General features: G+C 63.4%; 16 protein-coding genes. 14 read left to right on the top strand and 2 right to left on the bottom strand.

Annotated elements, in window-relative coordinates; all coding sequences use genetic code 11:
• Positions 1–17: 17 nt before the first annotated feature.
• Positions 18–3,230: a ribonuclease E gene (gene rne, locus DN388_RS00320; RefSeq protein WP_253087401.1), complete on the bottom strand. Its 3,213-nt coding sequence runs from the start codon at positions 3,228–3,230 to the stop codon at positions 18–20.
• Between the two features lie 743 nt (positions 3,231–3,973).
• Between rne and rluC the strand changes: the two genes are divergently transcribed.
• The 3 genes from rluC to sppA are packed head-to-tail and all read left to right on the top strand — an operon-like array spanning position 3,974 to position 6,587.
• Positions 3,974–4,930: a 23S rRNA pseudouridine(955/2504/2580) synthase RluC gene (gene rluC / locus DN388_RS00315; RefSeq protein ID WP_088514322.1), complete on the top strand. Its 957-nt coding sequence runs from the start codon at positions 3,974–3,976 to the stop codon at positions 4,928–4,930.
• Complete coding sequence (locus tag DN388_RS00310) at positions 4,920–5,597, top strand: HAD-IA family hydrolase (RefSeq protein WP_054915813.1); 678 nt, start codon at positions 4,920–4,922, stop codon at positions 5,595–5,597. Before rluC ends, DN388_RS00310 begins: the two co-directional genes overlap by 11 nt.
• Positions 5,598–5,603: 6 nt before the next feature.
• The gene (gene sppA, locus DN388_RS00305; protein WP_058541100.1) at positions 5,604–6,587 is read left to right on the top strand and encodes a signal peptide peptidase SppA; all 984 of its coding nucleotides are present in this window, start codon (positions 5,604–5,606) and stop codon (positions 6,585–6,587) included.
• A gap of 63 nt (positions 6,588–6,650) precedes the next feature.
• Here the strand turns inward: sppA and DN388_RS00300 are convergent, their stop codons facing one another.
• On the bottom strand, positions 6,651–7,229 hold the full coding sequence (locus DN388_RS00300; protein ID WP_058541072.1) for a nucleoside triphosphate pyrophosphatase: 579 nt from the start codon (positions 7,227–7,229) through the stop codon (positions 6,651–6,653).
• Between the two features lie 95 nt (positions 7,230–7,324).
• On the opposite strand from DN388_RS00300, the gene DN388_RS00295 reads away from it, so the two are divergent.
• From DN388_RS00295 to DN388_RS00245, 11 genes are all read left to right on the top strand, one after another.
• The gene (locus DN388_RS00295; RefSeq protein WP_054915811.1) at positions 7,325–7,852 is read left to right on the top strand and encodes a YceD family protein; all 528 of its coding nucleotides are present in this window, start codon (positions 7,325–7,327) and stop codon (positions 7,850–7,852) included.
• Between the two features lie 13 nt (positions 7,853–7,865).
• Positions 7,866–8,048, top strand: a complete 183-nt coding sequence (rpmF, locus tag DN388_RS00290; RefSeq protein WP_010223221.1) for a 50S ribosomal protein L32 — start codon at positions 7,866–7,868, stop codon at positions 8,046–8,048.
• A gap of 3 nt (positions 8,049–8,051) precedes the next feature.
• On the top strand, positions 8,052–9,059 hold the full coding sequence (plsX, locus tag DN388_RS00285) for a phosphate acyltransferase PlsX (protein WP_078479736.1): 1,008 nt from the start codon (positions 8,052–8,054) through the stop codon (positions 9,057–9,059).
• A 126-nt stretch (positions 9,060–9,185) separates the two neighbouring features.
• Positions 9,186–10,124, top strand: a complete 939-nt coding sequence (gene fabD, locus DN388_RS00280; RefSeq protein WP_078479735.1) for an ACP S-malonyltransferase — start codon at positions 9,186–9,188, stop codon at positions 10,122–10,124.
• A 16-nt stretch (positions 10,125–10,140) separates the two neighbouring features.
• The gene (gene fabG, locus DN388_RS00275) at positions 10,141–10,881 is read left to right on the top strand and encodes a 3-oxoacyl-ACP reductase FabG (RefSeq protein ID WP_043862877.1); all 741 of its coding nucleotides are present in this window, start codon (positions 10,141–10,143) and stop codon (positions 10,879–10,881) included.
• Positions 10,882–11,076: 195 nt separating this feature from the next.
• A complete protein-coding gene (gene acpP, locus DN388_RS00270; protein WP_003175607.1) occupies positions 11,077–11,313 on the top strand; it encodes an acyl carrier protein in 237 nt (78 codons plus the stop codon).
• 104 nt (positions 11,314–11,417) lie between these two features.
• The gene (fabF, locus tag DN388_RS00265) at positions 11,418–12,662 is read left to right on the top strand and encodes a beta-ketoacyl-ACP synthase II (protein WP_043862876.1); all 1,245 of its coding nucleotides are present in this window, start codon (positions 11,418–11,420) and stop codon (positions 12,660–12,662) included.
• Positions 12,662–13,477 carry an aminodeoxychorismate lyase gene (pabC, locus tag DN388_RS00260; protein ID WP_254996282.1) on the top strand — a complete coding sequence of 272 codons (816 nt, stop codon included), beginning with the start codon at positions 12,662–12,664 and terminating at the stop codon, positions 13,475–13,477. The genes fabF and pabC overlap by 1 nt, the downstream gene beginning before the upstream one ends.
• 3 nt (positions 13,478–13,480) lie before the next feature.
• Complete coding sequence (gene mltG / locus DN388_RS00255) at positions 13,481–14,632, top strand: endolytic transglycosylase MltG (RefSeq protein WP_054915808.1); 1,152 nt, start codon at positions 13,481–13,483, stop codon at positions 14,630–14,632.
• Between the two features lie 19 nt (positions 14,633–14,651).
• Positions 14,652–15,284 carry a dTMP kinase gene (gene tmk / locus DN388_RS00250; RefSeq protein WP_054915807.1) on the top strand — a complete coding sequence of 211 codons (633 nt, stop codon included), beginning with the start codon at positions 14,652–14,654 and terminating at the stop codon, positions 15,282–15,284.
• On the top strand, positions 15,277–16,263 hold the full coding sequence (locus DN388_RS00245) for a DNA polymerase III subunit delta' (RefSeq protein ID WP_058541076.1): 987 nt from the start codon (positions 15,277–15,279) through the stop codon (positions 16,261–16,263). Before tmk ends, DN388_RS00245 begins: the two co-directional genes overlap by 8 nt.
• Positions 16,264–16,295: the final 32 nt, after the last annotated feature.

Genomic DNA, 16,295 nt, shown 5'->3' with positions numbered 1-16,295 from the left:
GGGCTTTTTAATGGCCGTCAGACGAGCGGTTTATGCTCTTCTGCAGCTTCCTGCGACTGCTCGGCAGCAGCGGCGGCCGCTGCGGCTTCAGCTTCGCGCTTGCGGCGACGCACTTCACGCGGGTCGTTCGGTGCACGGCCGTTGGCCAGCGTGACGACCGGTGCCTCAACCTCGGCAGGCTCGGCGATCGGTGCCTGTGCCTCGGCGACCGGTGCTGGCTCAGCGGCAATGACCGGCTCGGCTTCGACTGCAGCCGGCGCTTCAGGCTCGCTCGGCAGGGCGATGACCGGCTCGGCAGCTACAGGTGCCTCGACGGGCGCTTCGACAGCTGGCGCCTGCTCAGGGGCTTGAGCCGGTGCTTCCACCAGGGCCTCTACCTTGGCCTCGGCCTCGATCTGGGCCTCGACTGGTTGCGGAGCAACTTCGACGACAGGCTCGATGCTCGACTCGACTGCCTGCACCGGTGCTTCGAACGGTTGTTCGATCACAGGGGCGATGGCCGCTTGTTCAGCAACAGGTTCTTCGGCAGCGGGCTGTTGAACGGTTTCGTTCGACTCGGTGCTGGTTTCGACAACCACTGGCTCGACGGTGCCGGCCTCGAAAGGCGTTTCGGCCACGACGGCTGGGGTGTCATCGACAGCGGCAGTTGCACGCTCGGCCTGAACGTTGGCCTGGGCCTCGGCGTCGGCACTGATGTTGCTGGTGGCAACGGCGGCAGTCACGGCCAGGCCGGCAGCCAGTTCCACGCCCGAAGGCTGTGCATTGCCTTCGCTGCGTTTTTCCGCAGCAGCAGGTTGTTCGCCAGCTTGTTCGGCGCCTTCTTCGGTGCCGTCTTCGCTGCCTTCGACCACATTGCCGTTGGCATCACGCTGACGCTCACGACGGTTGCTGCGACGACGCTGACCGCGCGAGCGACGACGTGGACGATCGCCTTCGGCGCCTTCCTGGTTGTCATCCTGCAGCAGCTCTTCGTTTGGCAGTTGCTCTTCGGCCGCATCCTCGACCGGCTCGGCCGGGCGTGGCTGACGCTCTTCGCGTGGCGGACGCGGTGCGCGCTCCTCGCGAGGGGCACGTTCTTCACGTGGTGCGCGCTCTTCACGCGGTGCACGCTCTTCACGTGGCTGACGCTCTTCGCGCGGGGCGCGCTCAGGACGTTCTTCGCGAACGGCCGGGGCCGGGGTGGCATCCAGAGGCTCACGCAGTTCGCGTACCGGGCGATCTTCGCGTGGGCGACGGTCTTCGCGTGGGGCACGAGGCTGACGTTCTTCACGCGGGGCGCGTGGTGCGCGTTCTTCGCGGGTCGAGGTCTCTTCACGGGCTTCGCGAGGCTGGCGTTCTTCACGCGGCTCACGTGGCGCGCGCTCGGCACGCTCTTCGCGTGGCTTGCGCTCTTCATCGCGACGACCGTTGCGGTTGCGGCTCTGCTGGCGACCGTTGCGACGCTCCTCGTTGCGCTGAGGACGCTCGGTGGCGGGCTTTTCGGTTACCACCGGTGCGGCGGCCACAGGTTCTTCCTTGCCGGCGAACAGGCTGACCAGCGACTTGACCAGGCCCTTGAACAGGCTTGGCTCTGGCAGGGCGTGTACCGGGGCGGCTGGGGCAGCAGGGGCTTCCGGAGCCGGTACCGGAGCATTGGCGCGGGCCGGTGCAGTCTTGACCGCGGCTTCCTGGCGAACCAGGGTGCGGGTGGCGGCAGCCGGTTGCACTTCTTCGGTTTCGGTCGCAGCGATTTCGTAGCTGGACTGGTTGTTCAGTGCTTCCGGGCTGTCGTCGCGCAGGCGCTGCACTTCGAAATGCGGGGTTTCCAGGTGGTCGTTCGGCAGAATGACGATACGCGCCCGGGTGCGCAGTTCGATCTTGGTGATCGAGTTGCGTTTTTCGTTGAGCAGGAACGCGGCGACCGGGATCGGTACCTGGGCACGCACCTCGGCAGTGCGATCCTTCAGGGCTTCTTCCTCGATCAGGCGCAGGATTGCCAGCGACAGCGACTCGACGTCACGGATGATGCCGGTGCCGCTGCAGCGCGGGCAGACGATGCCGCTGCTTTCGCCCAGAGAAGGGCGCAGGCGCTGGCGGGACATTTCCAGCAGGCCGAAGCGCGAAATGCGGCCGACCTGTACGCGGGCACGGTCGGCTTCCAGGCACTCGCGCACCTTTTCTTCGACGGCGCGCTGGTTCTTGGCCGGGGTCATGTCGATGAAGTCGATGACGATCAGGCCACCGATGTCACGCAGACGCAGTTGGCGGGCGATTTCCTCGGCCGCTTCCAGGTTGGTCTGCAGGGCGGTTTCCTCGATGTCGCTGCCTTTGGTGGCGCGCGCCGAGTTGATGTCGATGGACACCAGGGCTTCAGTCGGGTCGATCACGATCGAGCCGCCCGATGGCAGGTCGACGACGCGCTGGAAGGCGGTCTCGATCTGGCTTTCGATCTGGAAGCGGTTGAACAGCGGCACGCTGTCTTCGTACAGCTTGATCTTGCTGGCGTACTGCGGCATCACCTGGCGGATGAAGGTCAGGGCTTCTTCCTGGGCGTCGACGCTGTCGATCAGCACTTCGCCGATGTCCTGGCGCAGGTAGTCGCGGATGGCGCGGATGATGACGTTGCTTTCCTGGTAGATCAGGAACGGCGCTGCGCGGTCGAGGGACGCTTCCTTGATGGCGGTCCACAGTTGCAGCAGGTAGTCCAGGTCCCACTGCATCTCTTCGCTGCTGCGGCCCAGGCCGGCAGTGCGAACGATCAGGCCCATGTCGGCAGGGGCAACCAGGCCGTTGAGCGCTTCGCGCAGTTCGTTGCGCTCTTCGCCTTCGATGCGACGGGAGATGCCGCCGGCACGCGGGTTGTTAGGCATCAGGACCAGGTAACGACCGGCCAGGCTGATGAAGGTGGTCAGGGCGGCGCCCTTGTTGCCGCGCTCTTCCTTCTCGACCTGGACGATGACTTCCTGGCCTTCGCTCAGCACTTCCTTGATGTTCACCCGGCCTTCGGGCGACTTCTTGAAGTATTCGCGGGAGATTTCCTTGAGGGGCAGAAAGCCGTGGCGCTCGGAGCCGAAATCGACGAAGGCGGCTTCAAGGCTGGGCTCGATGCGGGTGATCTTGCCCTTGTAGATGTTGGCTTTTTTCTGCTCGCGTGCACCGGACTCGATGTCCAGATCGTAGAGGCGCTGGCCGTCTACCAGAGCAACACGCAACTCTTCGGGTTGAGTCGCGTTAATCAGCATTCTTTTCATGTAGTACCGTCGGTTTCCGGGCTGCCGGAAACGGCGTTCGGCACACACGACTTCTCACGGTCGGTGTCAGGGTGCGTCAGGGGTGGCGGACCATCCCGTGTCCAGCGGCTTGCGGTCGGACTGGTCGCCCAGTGCTGCCGAAGTCGCGACGACGCGTCCTGCTAGCTGTGGTGTCAAATGCACTCAGTCAGGAGGAGGAATCAGCCTTCGGCCGTGGACACCCTGGGGCATCTTGATCAAGACCGGGTCCGGTCGCGGGCCAGAGGGCCTGTGGACTGGACGCAGTGCTACACGGTCCGACGGTTGTGCATCTCCACCCTACACGTATCCCTGATAATTCGGGTGCTGCCGCGCGCTGAATCCGCAACGGGTTGCAGTTATCGCCAGCTCCATACGGGAGCCCGCGCTTTCTATGGCTAAGGCTGGTATTTCCGAAGCATTCGCCGTGACTGCGTGAAAGCGACTGCACTGAAGGAGTGGGCATCGAAAAAAACGTGCAGGAGGGTCAAACACCGCTCTTGTTGTTTTTTATCGGTCTTCTCTCATCGGCGCTGGTAGCGATTCCAGGCACTTCTGTAAACTGGCGAAAGCCCCGTCGGACGGCCTCGCGTCCTCGAGAATTGCGTAGGTCAGGGCCGGCTCAAAGCCATTGGTCCGCTGGCCAGCCGCTTTTGGCGGCGTTCGCGACTATAGCAGCAATCATTAAGTGCTTCAAATCCATAAAAAATTGTTATGATTCGCAAATGACGACTACTACCCCTCCGACCTCCGGCGTCCAGCTGATCGAGGTCGCGCCGGAACTTGCCGGCCAACGGATCGACAACTTCCTGATCACTGCACTCAAGGGCGTTCCCAAGACCTTGATTTATCGCATTTTGCGCAAAGGCGAAGTGCGGGTGAACAAGGGACGGATCAAGCCAGAGTACAAATTGCAGGCCGGCGATATCGTGCGCGTGCCGCCCGTTCGTCTGCCTGAGCGTGACGAGCCGGTGCCGCTGGCACAGGGCCTGCTTCAGCGACTCGAAGCGGCCATCGTGTACGAAGACAAGGCCCTGATCGTGCTCAACAAGCCTGCTGGCATCGCCGTGCACGGCGGCAGCGGGCTGAACTACGGTGTGATCGAAGCCTTTCGTCAGTTGCGCCCGGATACCAAGGAGCTGGAGCTGGTGCATCGGCTCGATCGCGATACCTCCGGTCTGCTGATGATCGCCAAGAAGCGCAGCATGTTGCGCCATCTGCATGCCGCGTTGCGCGGTGACGGCGTCGACAAGCGCTACATGGCGCTGGTGCGTGGTCACTGGGCCACGGCCAAGAAGCAGGTCAATGCGCCGCTGCTCAAGAGCAACCTGCGTTCCGGCGAGCGGATGGTGGAAATCAACGACGAAGGCAAGGAGGCGCTCACCCTGTTTCGCGTGCTGCGCCGTTTCGGCGATTTCGCGACCATGGTCGAGGCACGCCCGATTACTGGCCGTACCCACCAGATTCGCGTGCATGCCCTGCATGCCGGGCATTGCATCGCCGGCGACAGCAAGTATGGCGACGAGGATTTCACTCGCGAGATCCGCGAGCTGGGCGGCAAGCGCCTGTTCCTGCATGCCTATGCGCTGACCGTGCCGTTGCCCGATGGCGGCGAGCTGAAGCTGGAGGCGCCGGTGGACGACATGTGGGCCAAGACCGTGGAGCGTTTGAGTGCGCCGTGATTACGACCTGCTGATCTTCGATTGGGACGGCACGCTGGCCGATTCGATCGGGCGCATCGTCGAAGCGATGCATCGCTCGGCCGAGCGTGCCGGCTATGCGCTGTGCTCGGACGAGGCGGTCAAGGGCATCATCGGCCTGGCGCTGCCCGAGGCGATCAGCACGCTGTACCCGCATCTGGATCAGCCTGAAGTCATGGCGTTTCGTCAGCATTACGCCGACATCTATATGGCCCTGGATACCCAGCCGTCGCCGTTGTATCCCGGCGTGGTCGAGGCCCTCGAGTCGTTCAGGGCCGATGGCTATCGCCTGGCAGTCGCTACCGGCAAGGCGCGTCGCGGCCTGGACCGGGTGCTGGTGGCCAATGGCTGGGAAACGTTCTTCGACATTACCCGGGCTGCCGACGAAACCATGGGCAAGCCGCACCCGCGCATGCTCGAGGAGATCCTGGCCCATTGCCAGGTGCCGGCGAGCCGTGCGTTGATGGTGGGCGATTCGTCGTTCGACCTGCTGATGGCGCGCAATGCCGGCATGCATTCGGTGGCGGTGGGGCATGGGGCGCTGTCGCTCGAGGCATTGAGCGTTTACGAGCCGCAGTTGTCCATACAGCACTTTTCACAATTGCAGGCGTGGCTAGGCCGAACCGCTGCAATCGAATTTCCAGGGTAGGTGAGCATGACTGACGAGTGGAAGGCGCCTGACGCCGAAAAGAACGAAGAGCGCACCAGCTGGAAGCTGCTCGAGAAGACCTTGCTGGCGGGCGTGCAGGAGCAGCGTCGGGCCCGGCGCTGGGGTATTTTTTTCAAGCTGCTGACGTTCGTGTACCTGTTCGGCATCCTGGCCCTGTTTTCGCCGCTGATGGATATCGACAAGACCGCCGCCCGTGGCGCGAGCCATACGGCGCTGATCGAGGTGCGCGGGATCATTGCGGACAAGGAGCCGGCCAGCGCCGACAACGTGATAGCCAGCCTGCGTGCGGCCTTCGACGACGCCAAGACCAAGGCGGTGGTGCTGCGTATCAACAGCCCGGGCGGCAGCCCGGTGCAGTCTGGCTACATCTATGACGAGATTCGTCGTCTGCAGGCCGCCAAGCCGTCGGTCAAGGTGTACGCGGTCATCAGCGACCTGGGTGCGTCGGGTGCCTACTATATCGCCAGTGCGGCTGACCAGATCTATGCCGACAAGGCCAGCCTGGTGGGCTCGATTGGTGTGACGGCAGCTGGCTACGGCTTTGTCGGCACCATGGAGAAGCTGGGTGTCGAGCGTCGTACCTATACGGCGGGTGAGCACAAGGCCTTCCTTGATCCATTCCAGCCGCAGAAACCGGACGAAACGGCCTTCTGGCAGGGTGTGCTGGACACCACCCACAAGCAGTTCATTGCCAGTGTGAAGCAGGGGCGCGGCGAGCGGCTCAAGGACAAGGAGCATCCCGAGCTGTTCAGCGGGCTGATCTGGTCGGGTGAGCAGGCCGTGCAGCTGGGGCTGGTGGACGCCCTGGGCAATGCCGATTATGTGGCGCGTGAGGTGGTGGGGGAGAAGACCCTGGTTGATTTCACCGTCGAAGAGTCGCCGTTTGATCGCTTCTCCAAGCGCCTGGGTGCCAGCGTCGCCGAGCACCTTGCCATGTGGATGGGCTTTCAGGGGCCGGCACTGCGCTGAGTGTGCTGATTAATGAAAAACCGGCCAGATGGCCGGTTTTTTATTGCTGGTATTGGCTTGCCCTCACGGTATGCTCACCCCTTCCTTGAGCAGCATGTCGACCAGTCGGATCAGCGGCAGTCCCACCAGGCTGGTGGCATCGCAGCCGTGGGTGCTTTGGAACAGGCTCACCCCCAGCCCTTCGCACTTGAAGCTGCCGGCGCAGTCGTAGGGTTGTTCCGCGCGCAGGTAGCGTTCGATGCGTGGCAGGTCCAGTTCGCGCATGTGCACGGTAAATGGCACGCAATCGACCTCGCAATGGCCGCTCTGGGTATTGAGCAGCGCCACGCCGGTCAGGAAGGTGACGTGATTGCCGCTCGCAGCCAGCAATTGCTCGCAGGCCTTTTCGAAGGTGTGTGGCTTGCCCAGAATCTGTTCGCCCAGCACGGCAACCTGGTCGGAGCCGATGATAAGATGCCCCGGATGGCTGGCAGCCAATGCCTCGGCCTTGTGCCTGGCCAGGCGCTTGACCAGCTCTGGGGCGGGCTCTTCGCCGATGCGCTGTTCGTCGATATCGGGCGCTGCCCAGGCAAAGGGCAGTTGCAGTCGCGCCAGCAATTCGCGCCGGTAGGGTGAGCTGGAAGCCAGTAACAAGGGCAGCATGATGAACTCCTGAGCAGGTGCGCCGATTCTAACATGTTGAACGGGGCCGAATTTCCTTTGACAGGGGCGGGGGGCATCCCTAGAATGCTGCGCCTATGTTGAATGACCCGATTCCACCTCACGTTGACCCGCGCAAATTGGCCGATCGTGGTGTTTCTCTCGAAGGAACGCTGCTACTCGCCGATTTGGAGAGACTCTGCGACCCGCTTTCCGACGATGTCGGTACGGTGCAGGCTAAATTCGATTTTGAGCGAGACGAACAGAAAACCGTGGTTATCCACAGTGCTCTGACCGTCGAGGTCAAGATGGTTTGCCAGCGTTGTCTTGAGCTGGTCACCCTGCCGATCCACAGCGAATCTACATATGCTGTGGTGAAAGAGGGTGCGAATACCCAGTCGTTACCGAAAGGTTATGACGTGCTGGAACTGGGCGAAGATCCTTTGGATCTGCAAGCATTGGTCGAGGAAGAGCTTCTGCTCGCCTTGCCCATCGTGCCTGCTCATCATCCGGAAGAATGCCAGCAGCCGGCGGGCGCCGATGAGCCCGAACCGAGCAAGGACGAGGTAACGCGGTCCAACCCGTTCAGTGTATTGGCGCAGTTAAAGCGTGACCCAAACGTTTAGGAGTTAATCAATTATGGCTGTTCAGCAGAACAAAAAATCCCGCTCTGCCCGTGACATGCGCCGTTCGCACGACGCTCTCTCGGAAAACGCTCTGTCCGTAGAGAAAACCACTGGTGAAGTGCACCTGCGTCACCACGTATCGCCAGAAGGCGTATACCGTGGTCGCAAAGTGATCGACAAGGGCGCTGACGAGTAATCCTTGTCCGCTCAGATCGCGATTGACGCAATGGGCGGGGACTTCGGTCCCCGCAGCATTGTTCAGGCCAGCATTGCTTGCCTGTCGGCTACTCCCTCGCTGCACCTGACCCTCGTCGGTCAACCTTCCCTCCTTGAAGATCTGATCGCTGGCCAGTCGGCAGCGGATCGCGCGCGCCTGCATATTGTGCCGGCCAGCGAAGTGATCGGCATGGACGAGCGGCCGTCCCAGGCGCTGCGTGGCAAGCCCGACTCGTCGATGCGCGTGGCCCTCGAACTATTGCGTGATGGCAAGGTGCAGGCCTGCGTGAGCGCCGGCAACACCGGCGCGCTGATGGCGTTGTCGCGCTATGTGCTCAAGACCCTGCCCGGCATCGATCGGCCTGCGATGGTGGCGGCCATACCGACCCAGACTGGCTATTGCCAGCTGCTTGACCTGGGGGCCAACGTCGACTGCAGCGCCGAGCACCTGTTCCAGTTCGCCGTGATGGGCTCGGTGGCGGCGCAAGCGCTGGGCATTTCCCGGCCGCGTGTGGCGCTGCTCAACATCGGTACCGAAGACATCAAGGGCAACCAGCAGGTCAAGCTGGCTGCGACGCTGCTGCAAAATGCCCGCGGCCTCAACTACATCGGCTTTGTCGAGGGCGATGGCCTGTACCGTGGCGAAGCGGATGTGGTGGTGTGCGACGGCTTTGTCGGCAATATCCTGCTCAAGTCCAGCGAAGGCTTGGCCACCATGATCGGTGGGCGCATCGAGGCGCTGTTCAAGCGTGGCCTGATGGCGCGGGCAGTGGGGGCCCTGGCGATGCCGCTGCTCAGTCGCCTGAAGGCCGACCTTGCGCCGGCGCGCCACAATGGCGCGAGTTTTCTCGGCCTGCAGGGCATCGTCATCAAGAGTCATGGCTCAGCGGGTGTGCAGGGTTTCCAGAGCGCGATACAGCGGGCGCTGATCGAGATCCAGGAGAACCTGCCGCAGCGCTTGCACGGCCGTCTGGAGGATCTGCTGCCTTAGGCATCGGCACAACGACGTGCATAAATGTGACCGCTTGGTTCTCGTTACCATCCAATTGTCAGTTTTCTCGCGCTCAGCCCCGGCTGGGCGCTATTTTCGACGACAAGATCATTAGGGGCTTGTTCAATGTCTGCATCCCTCGCATTCGTCTTTCCTGGCCAAGGTTCGCAGTCGCTCGGCATGCTTGCCGAGCTGGGCGCCCAGTACCCGCTGGTCATCGATACCTTCCGTGAGGCCTCCGAGGCTCTCGGTTACGACCTATGGGCACTGACCCAGCAGGGCCCGGAAGAACAACTCAACCAGACGGACAAAACCCAGCCGGCCATCCTGACCGCCTCGATCGCCCTGTGGCGCCTGTGGCTGGCCGAAGGTGGCGCGCGCCCTGCATTCGTTTCCGGGCACAGCCTGGGTGAATACAGTGCGCTGGTGGCTGCCGGCAGCCTGAGCCTGGGTGAGGCGGTCAAGCTGGTCAAGCGTCGCGGCGAGCTCATGCAGGAGGCCGTGCCGGCCGGGCAGGGCGCCATGGCTGCGATTCTGGGCCTGGATGACGCCGTGGTCGTGGACCTGTGTGCTCAGGCCGCGCAGGGTGAGGTGGTCAGTGCGGTCAACTTCAACTCCCCGGGCCAGGTTGTCATTGCCGGTGCCAAGGCTGCTGTAGAGCGCGCCATGGAAGCCTGCAAGGCCGCCGGCGCCAAACGTGCGCTGCCGCTGCCGGTCAGCGTGCCGTCGCACTGCGAGCTGATGCGCCCGGCCGCCGAGCGGTTTGCCGAATCGGTGAATGCCATCGACTGGCAGGCCCCGCAGATCCCGCTGGTGCAGAACGTCAGTGCGGGCGTGGCTGGCGATCTCGATACCCTCAAACGCGACCTGCTGGAGCAGCTGTACAAGCCGGTACGCTGGGTCGAATGCGTGCAGACCCTGGCTGCCAATGGCGCGGTGCAACTGGTCGAGTGCGGCCCCGGCAAGGTGCTGGCCGGCTTGAACAAGCGCTGCGCCGACGGCGTGAACACCTTCAACCTCAATACCCCGGATGCTTTCGCCGCCACCCGTGCGGCGCTGGCCTGATTTAGGAGAAACTTGCATGAGCCTGCAAGGTAAAGTTGCACTGGTCACCGGCGCCAGCCGTGGCATTGGCCAGGCGATCGCCCTGGAACTGGGGCGTCTGGGCGCCACCGTCATCGGTACCGCCACGTCCGCCTCCGGCGCCGAGCGTATTGCCGCGACCCTCAAGGAGCACGGCATCGCCGGTACCGGGCTGGAGCTGAACGTGACCAGCGACGAGTCGGTCACCGCCACCCTCGCTTCTATCCAGGTGCAGTTCGGTGCGCCGACCATCCTGGTCAACAACGCCGGCATCACCCGCGACAACCTGATGCTGCGCATGAAAGACGACGAGTGGTTCGACGTCATCGATACCAACCTCAACAGCCTCTACCGTCTGTCCAAGGGCGTGCTGCGCGGCATGACCAAGGCGCGCTGGGGTCGTATCATCAGCATCGGTTCGGTCGTTGGGGCCATGGGTAACGTCGGCCAGGTCAACTACGCCGCCGCCAAGGCCGGCCTGGAAGGCTTCAGCCGCGCCCTGGCGCGTGAAGTCGGCTCCCGTGCGATCACCGTGAACTCGGTAGCTCCGGGTTTCATCGATACCGACATGACCCGCGAACTGCCAGAGGCGCAGCGTGAAGCGCTGCAAAACCAGATTCCGCTGGGTCGTCTGGGCCAGGTCGACGAAATCGCGAAAGTGGTTGCGTTCCTGGCCTCTGACGGCGCAGCTTACGTGACCGGTGCTACTGTCCCGGTCAACGGCGGGATGTACATGTAGTTAAATGTGACGGATTGCTTCAAAAAAATGTCATACGAGCTGTCTAAAATCCGTTATAAAGCTGCAACCAAATTCTAGGCGGCAGGTGGGTGTGAAGTTCGAGGGATGCATTACGCTTGAAAAGCGGGCGTCTTTCTATAAACTTACACACCGGCCAGCTGCCTGACATATATCCATTAGGAGTGAAAACTAGGTATGAGCACCATCGAAGAACGCGTCAAGAAAATCGTCGCCGAGCAACTGGGCGTTAAAGAAGAAGAAGTGGTCAACACCGCTTCCTTCGTAGAAGATCTGGGTGCCGATTCCCTTGACACCGTTGAGCTGGTGATGGCTCTGGAAGAGGAATTCGAGACCGAAATCCCTGACGAAGAAGCCGAGAAGATCACTACTGTTCAAGCAGCCATCGACTACGTCACCAGCCACCAGGCTTAAGACTTTGTAGTCGTCGCTTCTTGTCATGGAAAAACCGCACTGCCGTTACTGGCGTGCGGTTTTTTCTTTGCATGAGATGTAGACCATAGAATAAGGAGAGTGCTGTGTCGCGTAGACGCGTCGTGGTCACCGGTATGGGTATGCTGTCGCCACTGGGCACGGATGTGCCAAGCAGTTGGCAAGGCATTCTGGCTGGCCGCAGTGGCATAGGTCTGATCGAGCATACTGACCTGTCTGCCTACTCCACCCGTTTTGGCGGCTCGGTAAAGGGCTTTGAAGTCGAGCAGTACCTGTCGGTCAAGGAAGCCCGCAAGCTCGATCTGTTCATTCAATACGGCCTGGCGGCCGGGTTCCAGGCGGTGCGCAATGCCGGGCTGGAAGTCACCGATGCCAACCGTGAGCGTATCGGCGTGGCCATGGGTTCGGGCATCGGCGGCCTGACCAATATCGAAGAAACCAGCCGGACCTTGCACGAGCAAGGCCCGCGGCGCATTTCGCCGTTCTTCGTGCCAGGCTCGATCATCAACATGATTTCCGGTTTCCTGTCGATCCACCTGGGTGTACAGGGGCCCAACTACGCCATTGCCACTGCCTGCACCACGGGCACGCACTGCATCGGCATGGCGGCGCGCAATATCGCCTACGGCGAAGCCGACGTGATGATCGCCGGTGGCGCAGAGATGGCGGCCTGTGGCCTGGGTATGGGCGGTTTTGGCGCTTCGCGTGCGCTGTCGACGCGCAACGACGAGCCAACCCGTGCCAGCCGGCCGTGGGACAAGGGCCGTGACGGTTTCGTGCTGTCCGACGGTGCCGGTGCGCTGGTGCTCGAAGAGCTCGAGCACGCCAAGGCGCGGGGCGCGACCATCTATGCCGAACTGGTTGGTTTTGGCATGAGCGGCGACGCCTACCACATGACTTCGCCGCCCGACAACGGCGCCGGTGCGGCCCGCTGCATGGCCAACGCCTTGCGCGATGCGGGCGTGAACCCCAGCGAAGTCGGCTACATCAACGCCCACGGTACCTCGACGCCTGCCGGCGACCTGGCCGAAGTGGCAGCGATCAAGTCGGTGTTCGGCGAGCACGCCTACAAGCTGGCCGTGAGCTCGACCAAGTCGATGACCGGTCACCTGCTGGGGGCTGCCGGCGCGGTAGAGGCGATTTTCAGCGTGCTGTCCATCAATGGGCAAGTGGCGCCGCCGACCATCAACCTCGATGAGCCGGATGAAGGCTGCGACCTGGACTTCGTGCCGCACCAGCCGCGCAACATGCCGATCGAGGTCGTGCTGTCGAACTCCTTCGGTTTTGGCGGTACCAATGGCTCGCTGGTGTTCCGCCGGTTCGCCGAGTGATGCACAGCTGGGTCGATGGCCTGCCGGCTGACGCCCTGACGTTGGGCAGCCGCGGGCTGGCCTATGGCGATGGTCTGTTCGAGACCATCGCCGTGCGGGCCGGGCAGCCCTCACTGCTGACGTATCACCTCGACCGCCTGGCGCTGGGTTGCCAGCGCCTGGCGATCGACGCCGATCATCCGCTCATCCGCGACGAGGTATGCCGTTATGCCGGCTTGCTGGGTGATGGCGTGCTCAAGCTCATTCTCACCCGTGGCGACAGTCAGCGCGGCTATGCCCCGGCTGCCGGTGCACCGCCGCGTCGCATTCTTCAGGCCAGCCCCGCCGCCAGCTACCCGCCGCAGAACGCCGAGCAGGGGGTAAGGCTGTTTGCCTGCCAGACCCGCCTGGCCGAGCAACCCTTGCTTGCCGGGCTCAAGCACCTCAATCGCCTGGAGCAGGTACTGGCACGGGCCGAGTGGCAGGGCGTCGAGTACGCTGAAGGTTTGATGCGTGATGTATCCGGGCGCGTGATCGAAGGTGTCTACAGCAACCTGTTCGTGGTGCGCGATGGCGTGCTGTACACCGCCGACCTGGCGCGTTGCGGCGTGGCCGGGGTAATGCGCGCTGCCTTGCTGGACGAGGCGCCGCGCCACGGTATCACGGCCCGTGTGGTCGACCTGGCGCTGGCCGATCTCGAGCAGGCCGACGAAGTGTTGCTGTGCAACAGCGTGTATGGAGTATGGCCGGTGCGTGCATTTGCATCGCTGAACTGGTCGCCGGGGCCGCTCACCCGTAAACTGCAGGCCATTGCCCGTACGCTACTGGATGCCTGATTCGTGAGACGTAAATTGTTGGTGCTGCTGGAGACCGGGTTGATCCTGGCTGGCCTGCTATTGGGCTTCTCGGCCTGGAAGGTGCACTCGGCGCTGGAGCAGCCGCTGCACCTGACCGGCGAGCGGTTGCTCGATGTTCCTACCGGCACCACGCCCAACCGCATGTTCTACCGCATGCAGCAGGACGGCGTGATTCGCGACGCCTTCTGGCTGCGCCTTTACTGGCGCTTCAACATGCCGAGCGTGGCTTTGCATACCGGCGAGTACCGCATGACCCCCGGCATGAACGTGCGCGACCTGTTCGAGGCGTGGCGGCGTGGTGACGTGGTGCAGTACAGCCTGACCCTGGTCGAGGGCTGGAATTTCCGCCAGGTGCGCTCGGCACTGGCCAGACATGAAAAGATCCGCCAGACCCTGGATGGCCTGAGCGACAGCGAGGTCATGGACAAGCTCGGGCACCCGGGCGTGTTCCCCGAGGGGCGCTTCTTCCCTGACACCTATCGGTTCGTGCGCGGCATGAGCGATGTCGAGTTCCTGCAGCAGGCGTACGCGCGCCTGGAGGAGGTGCTGGCCAAGGAGTGGAACGAGCGCTCCCCGGCTGCGCCCTATCGCGACCCTTACCAGGCGCTGATCATGGCCTCGCTGGTCGAGAAGGAAACCGGCGTGCCACAGGAGCGTGGTCAGATCGCCGGCGTCTTCGTGCGTCGCCTGCAGATCGGCATGCTGCTGCAGACCGACCCTACCGTGATCTATGGCATGGGCGAACGCTACAACGGCAAGATCACCCGCGCCGACCTGCGTGAGCCCACGCCCTACAACACCTACGTGATCGCCGGCCTGCCGCCGACGCCGATTGCCATGGTCGGGCGTGAAGCCATTCACGCGGCCTTGAACCCGGAGCCGGGCAGCAGCCTGTACTTCGTCGCGCGGGGCGATGGCAGTCATGTGTTCTCCGACGACCTGGGGGCGCACAATTCAGCCGTGCGCGAGTACCAGATCAAGCGGCGTGCCGACTACCGTTCAAGCCCGGCGCCAAGCGCCGGCGACACCCCGAACGAGGTTCCTGCATCCGAGGCGCCCCAGGCTGCACCGCAGCCTGCCGAGCCCTCGGTGCAGCCGGATGTTCCCCCGGCCAGCGAACCTACCCCGCAATGACCCTGATTAAGGACTGCCTGTGAGCGGCTTGTTTATCACCCTGGAAGGTCCCGAAGGCGCGGGCAAGAGCACCAATCGCGAGTACCTGGCCGAGCACCTGCGCGCCCACGGGCTGGATGTGGTGCTGACCCGCGAGCCGGGCGGCACCCCGCTGGCCGAGCGCATACGCGAACTGTTGCTGGCCCCCAGCGATGAGACGATGGATGCCGACACCGAGCTGTTGCTGGTGTTCGCCGCGCGCGCCCAGCACCTGGCCCAGGTGATCCGCCCGGCGCTTGCGCGGGGCGCCATCGTCCTGTGCGACCGTTTCACCGATGCCACCTATGCCTACCAGGGCGGTGGCCGCGGGCTGTCGGTCGAGCGCATTGCCACCCTTGAAACCTTCGTCCAGGGCGACCTGCGCCCCGACCTGACCCTGGTGTTCGACCTGCCGGTGGAGGTCGGCCTTTCGCGCGCAGCGGCGCGCGGGCGGCTGGATCGCTTCGAGCAGGAAGGCCAGGCGTTTTTCCAGGCTGTTCGCCAGGCCTACCTGGCCCGCGCAGCCGCCGACCCGGCGCGCTATCACCTGGTCGATGCCGCGCAACCGCTGGCCCGGGTTCAACTCGCCCTGGATGCGTTGCTGCCGCAGATCCTGGAGCGTTGCCGTGGCTGAGGCCTACCCGTGGCAGGCGACGCTCTGGCAGCAACTGGCCGGGCGCACACAGCATGCCCATGCGTACCTGTTGCACGGCCCGCAAGGCATCGGCAAGCGGGCGCTGGCCGAGCGCCTGATGGCGTTTCTGCTGTGCCGCCAGCCCGAGGGGCTTGAGGCGTGCGGGCACTGCAAGTCGTGCCAGTTGCTGAAGGCGGGCAGTCACCCGGACAACTACATCCTGGAGCCTGAAGAGGCCGACAAGCCGATCAAGGTCGACCAGGTGCGCGACCTGGTCAGCTTCGTGGTGCAGACCGCGCAGATGGGTGGACGCAAGGTGATTCTCATCGAGCCGGTCGAGGCAATGAACATCAACGCTGCCAACGCCTTGCTCAAGAGCCTCGAAGAGCCTTCGGGCGATACCGTGCTGTTGCTGGTCAGTCACCAGCCCAGCCGGTTGCTGCCGACCATCAGGAGCCGTTGCCAGCAACAGGCCTGCCCGTTGCCAAGTCAGGCGCAGAGCGAGGCGTGGCTGGCAGCCGCGTTACCCGACAGTGACGAGGCCGAGCGCCACGAACTGCTGAGCCTTGCGGCAGGTTCGCCACTGCTGGCTGTCAGCCTGCAGGCCCAGGGTGTGCGCGAGCAGCGCGCGCAGGTGGTCGAGGGGGTCAAGAAGCTGCTCAAGCAGCAGCAGTCCGCGACCCAGTTGGCCGAAGGCTGGAACAGCATCCCGCTGTTGTTGCTGTTCGACTGGTTCTGCGACTGGTCCAACCTGATCCTGCGCTATCAGCTGACCCAGGACGAAGAGGGCCTGGGGCTGGCCGACATGCGCAAGGTCGTGCAGTACCTTGCCCAGAAAAGCCCGCAGGGCAAGGTGCTGGATATCCAGGACTGGATTCTTGTGCAGCGCCAGAAGGTGCTGAACAAGGCCAACCTCAACCGCGTGCTGTTGCTCGAAGCGTTGCTGGCCTCCTGGGCCCTGTTGCCGGGTCAGCGTTGAGCTGGCCTTTCGATCCTCCATTTTCAGTGTTG

The organism is Pseudomonas sp. S12(2018), from assembly GCF_024355235.1.
GTDB classification, from domain to species: Bacteria; Pseudomonadota; Gammaproteobacteria; order Pseudomonadales; family Pseudomonadaceae; genus Aquipseudomonas; species Aquipseudomonas palmensis.
Note: the sequence above shows the minus strand (reverse complement) of the source record. Positions and strands in the feature narration are given on the sequence as shown.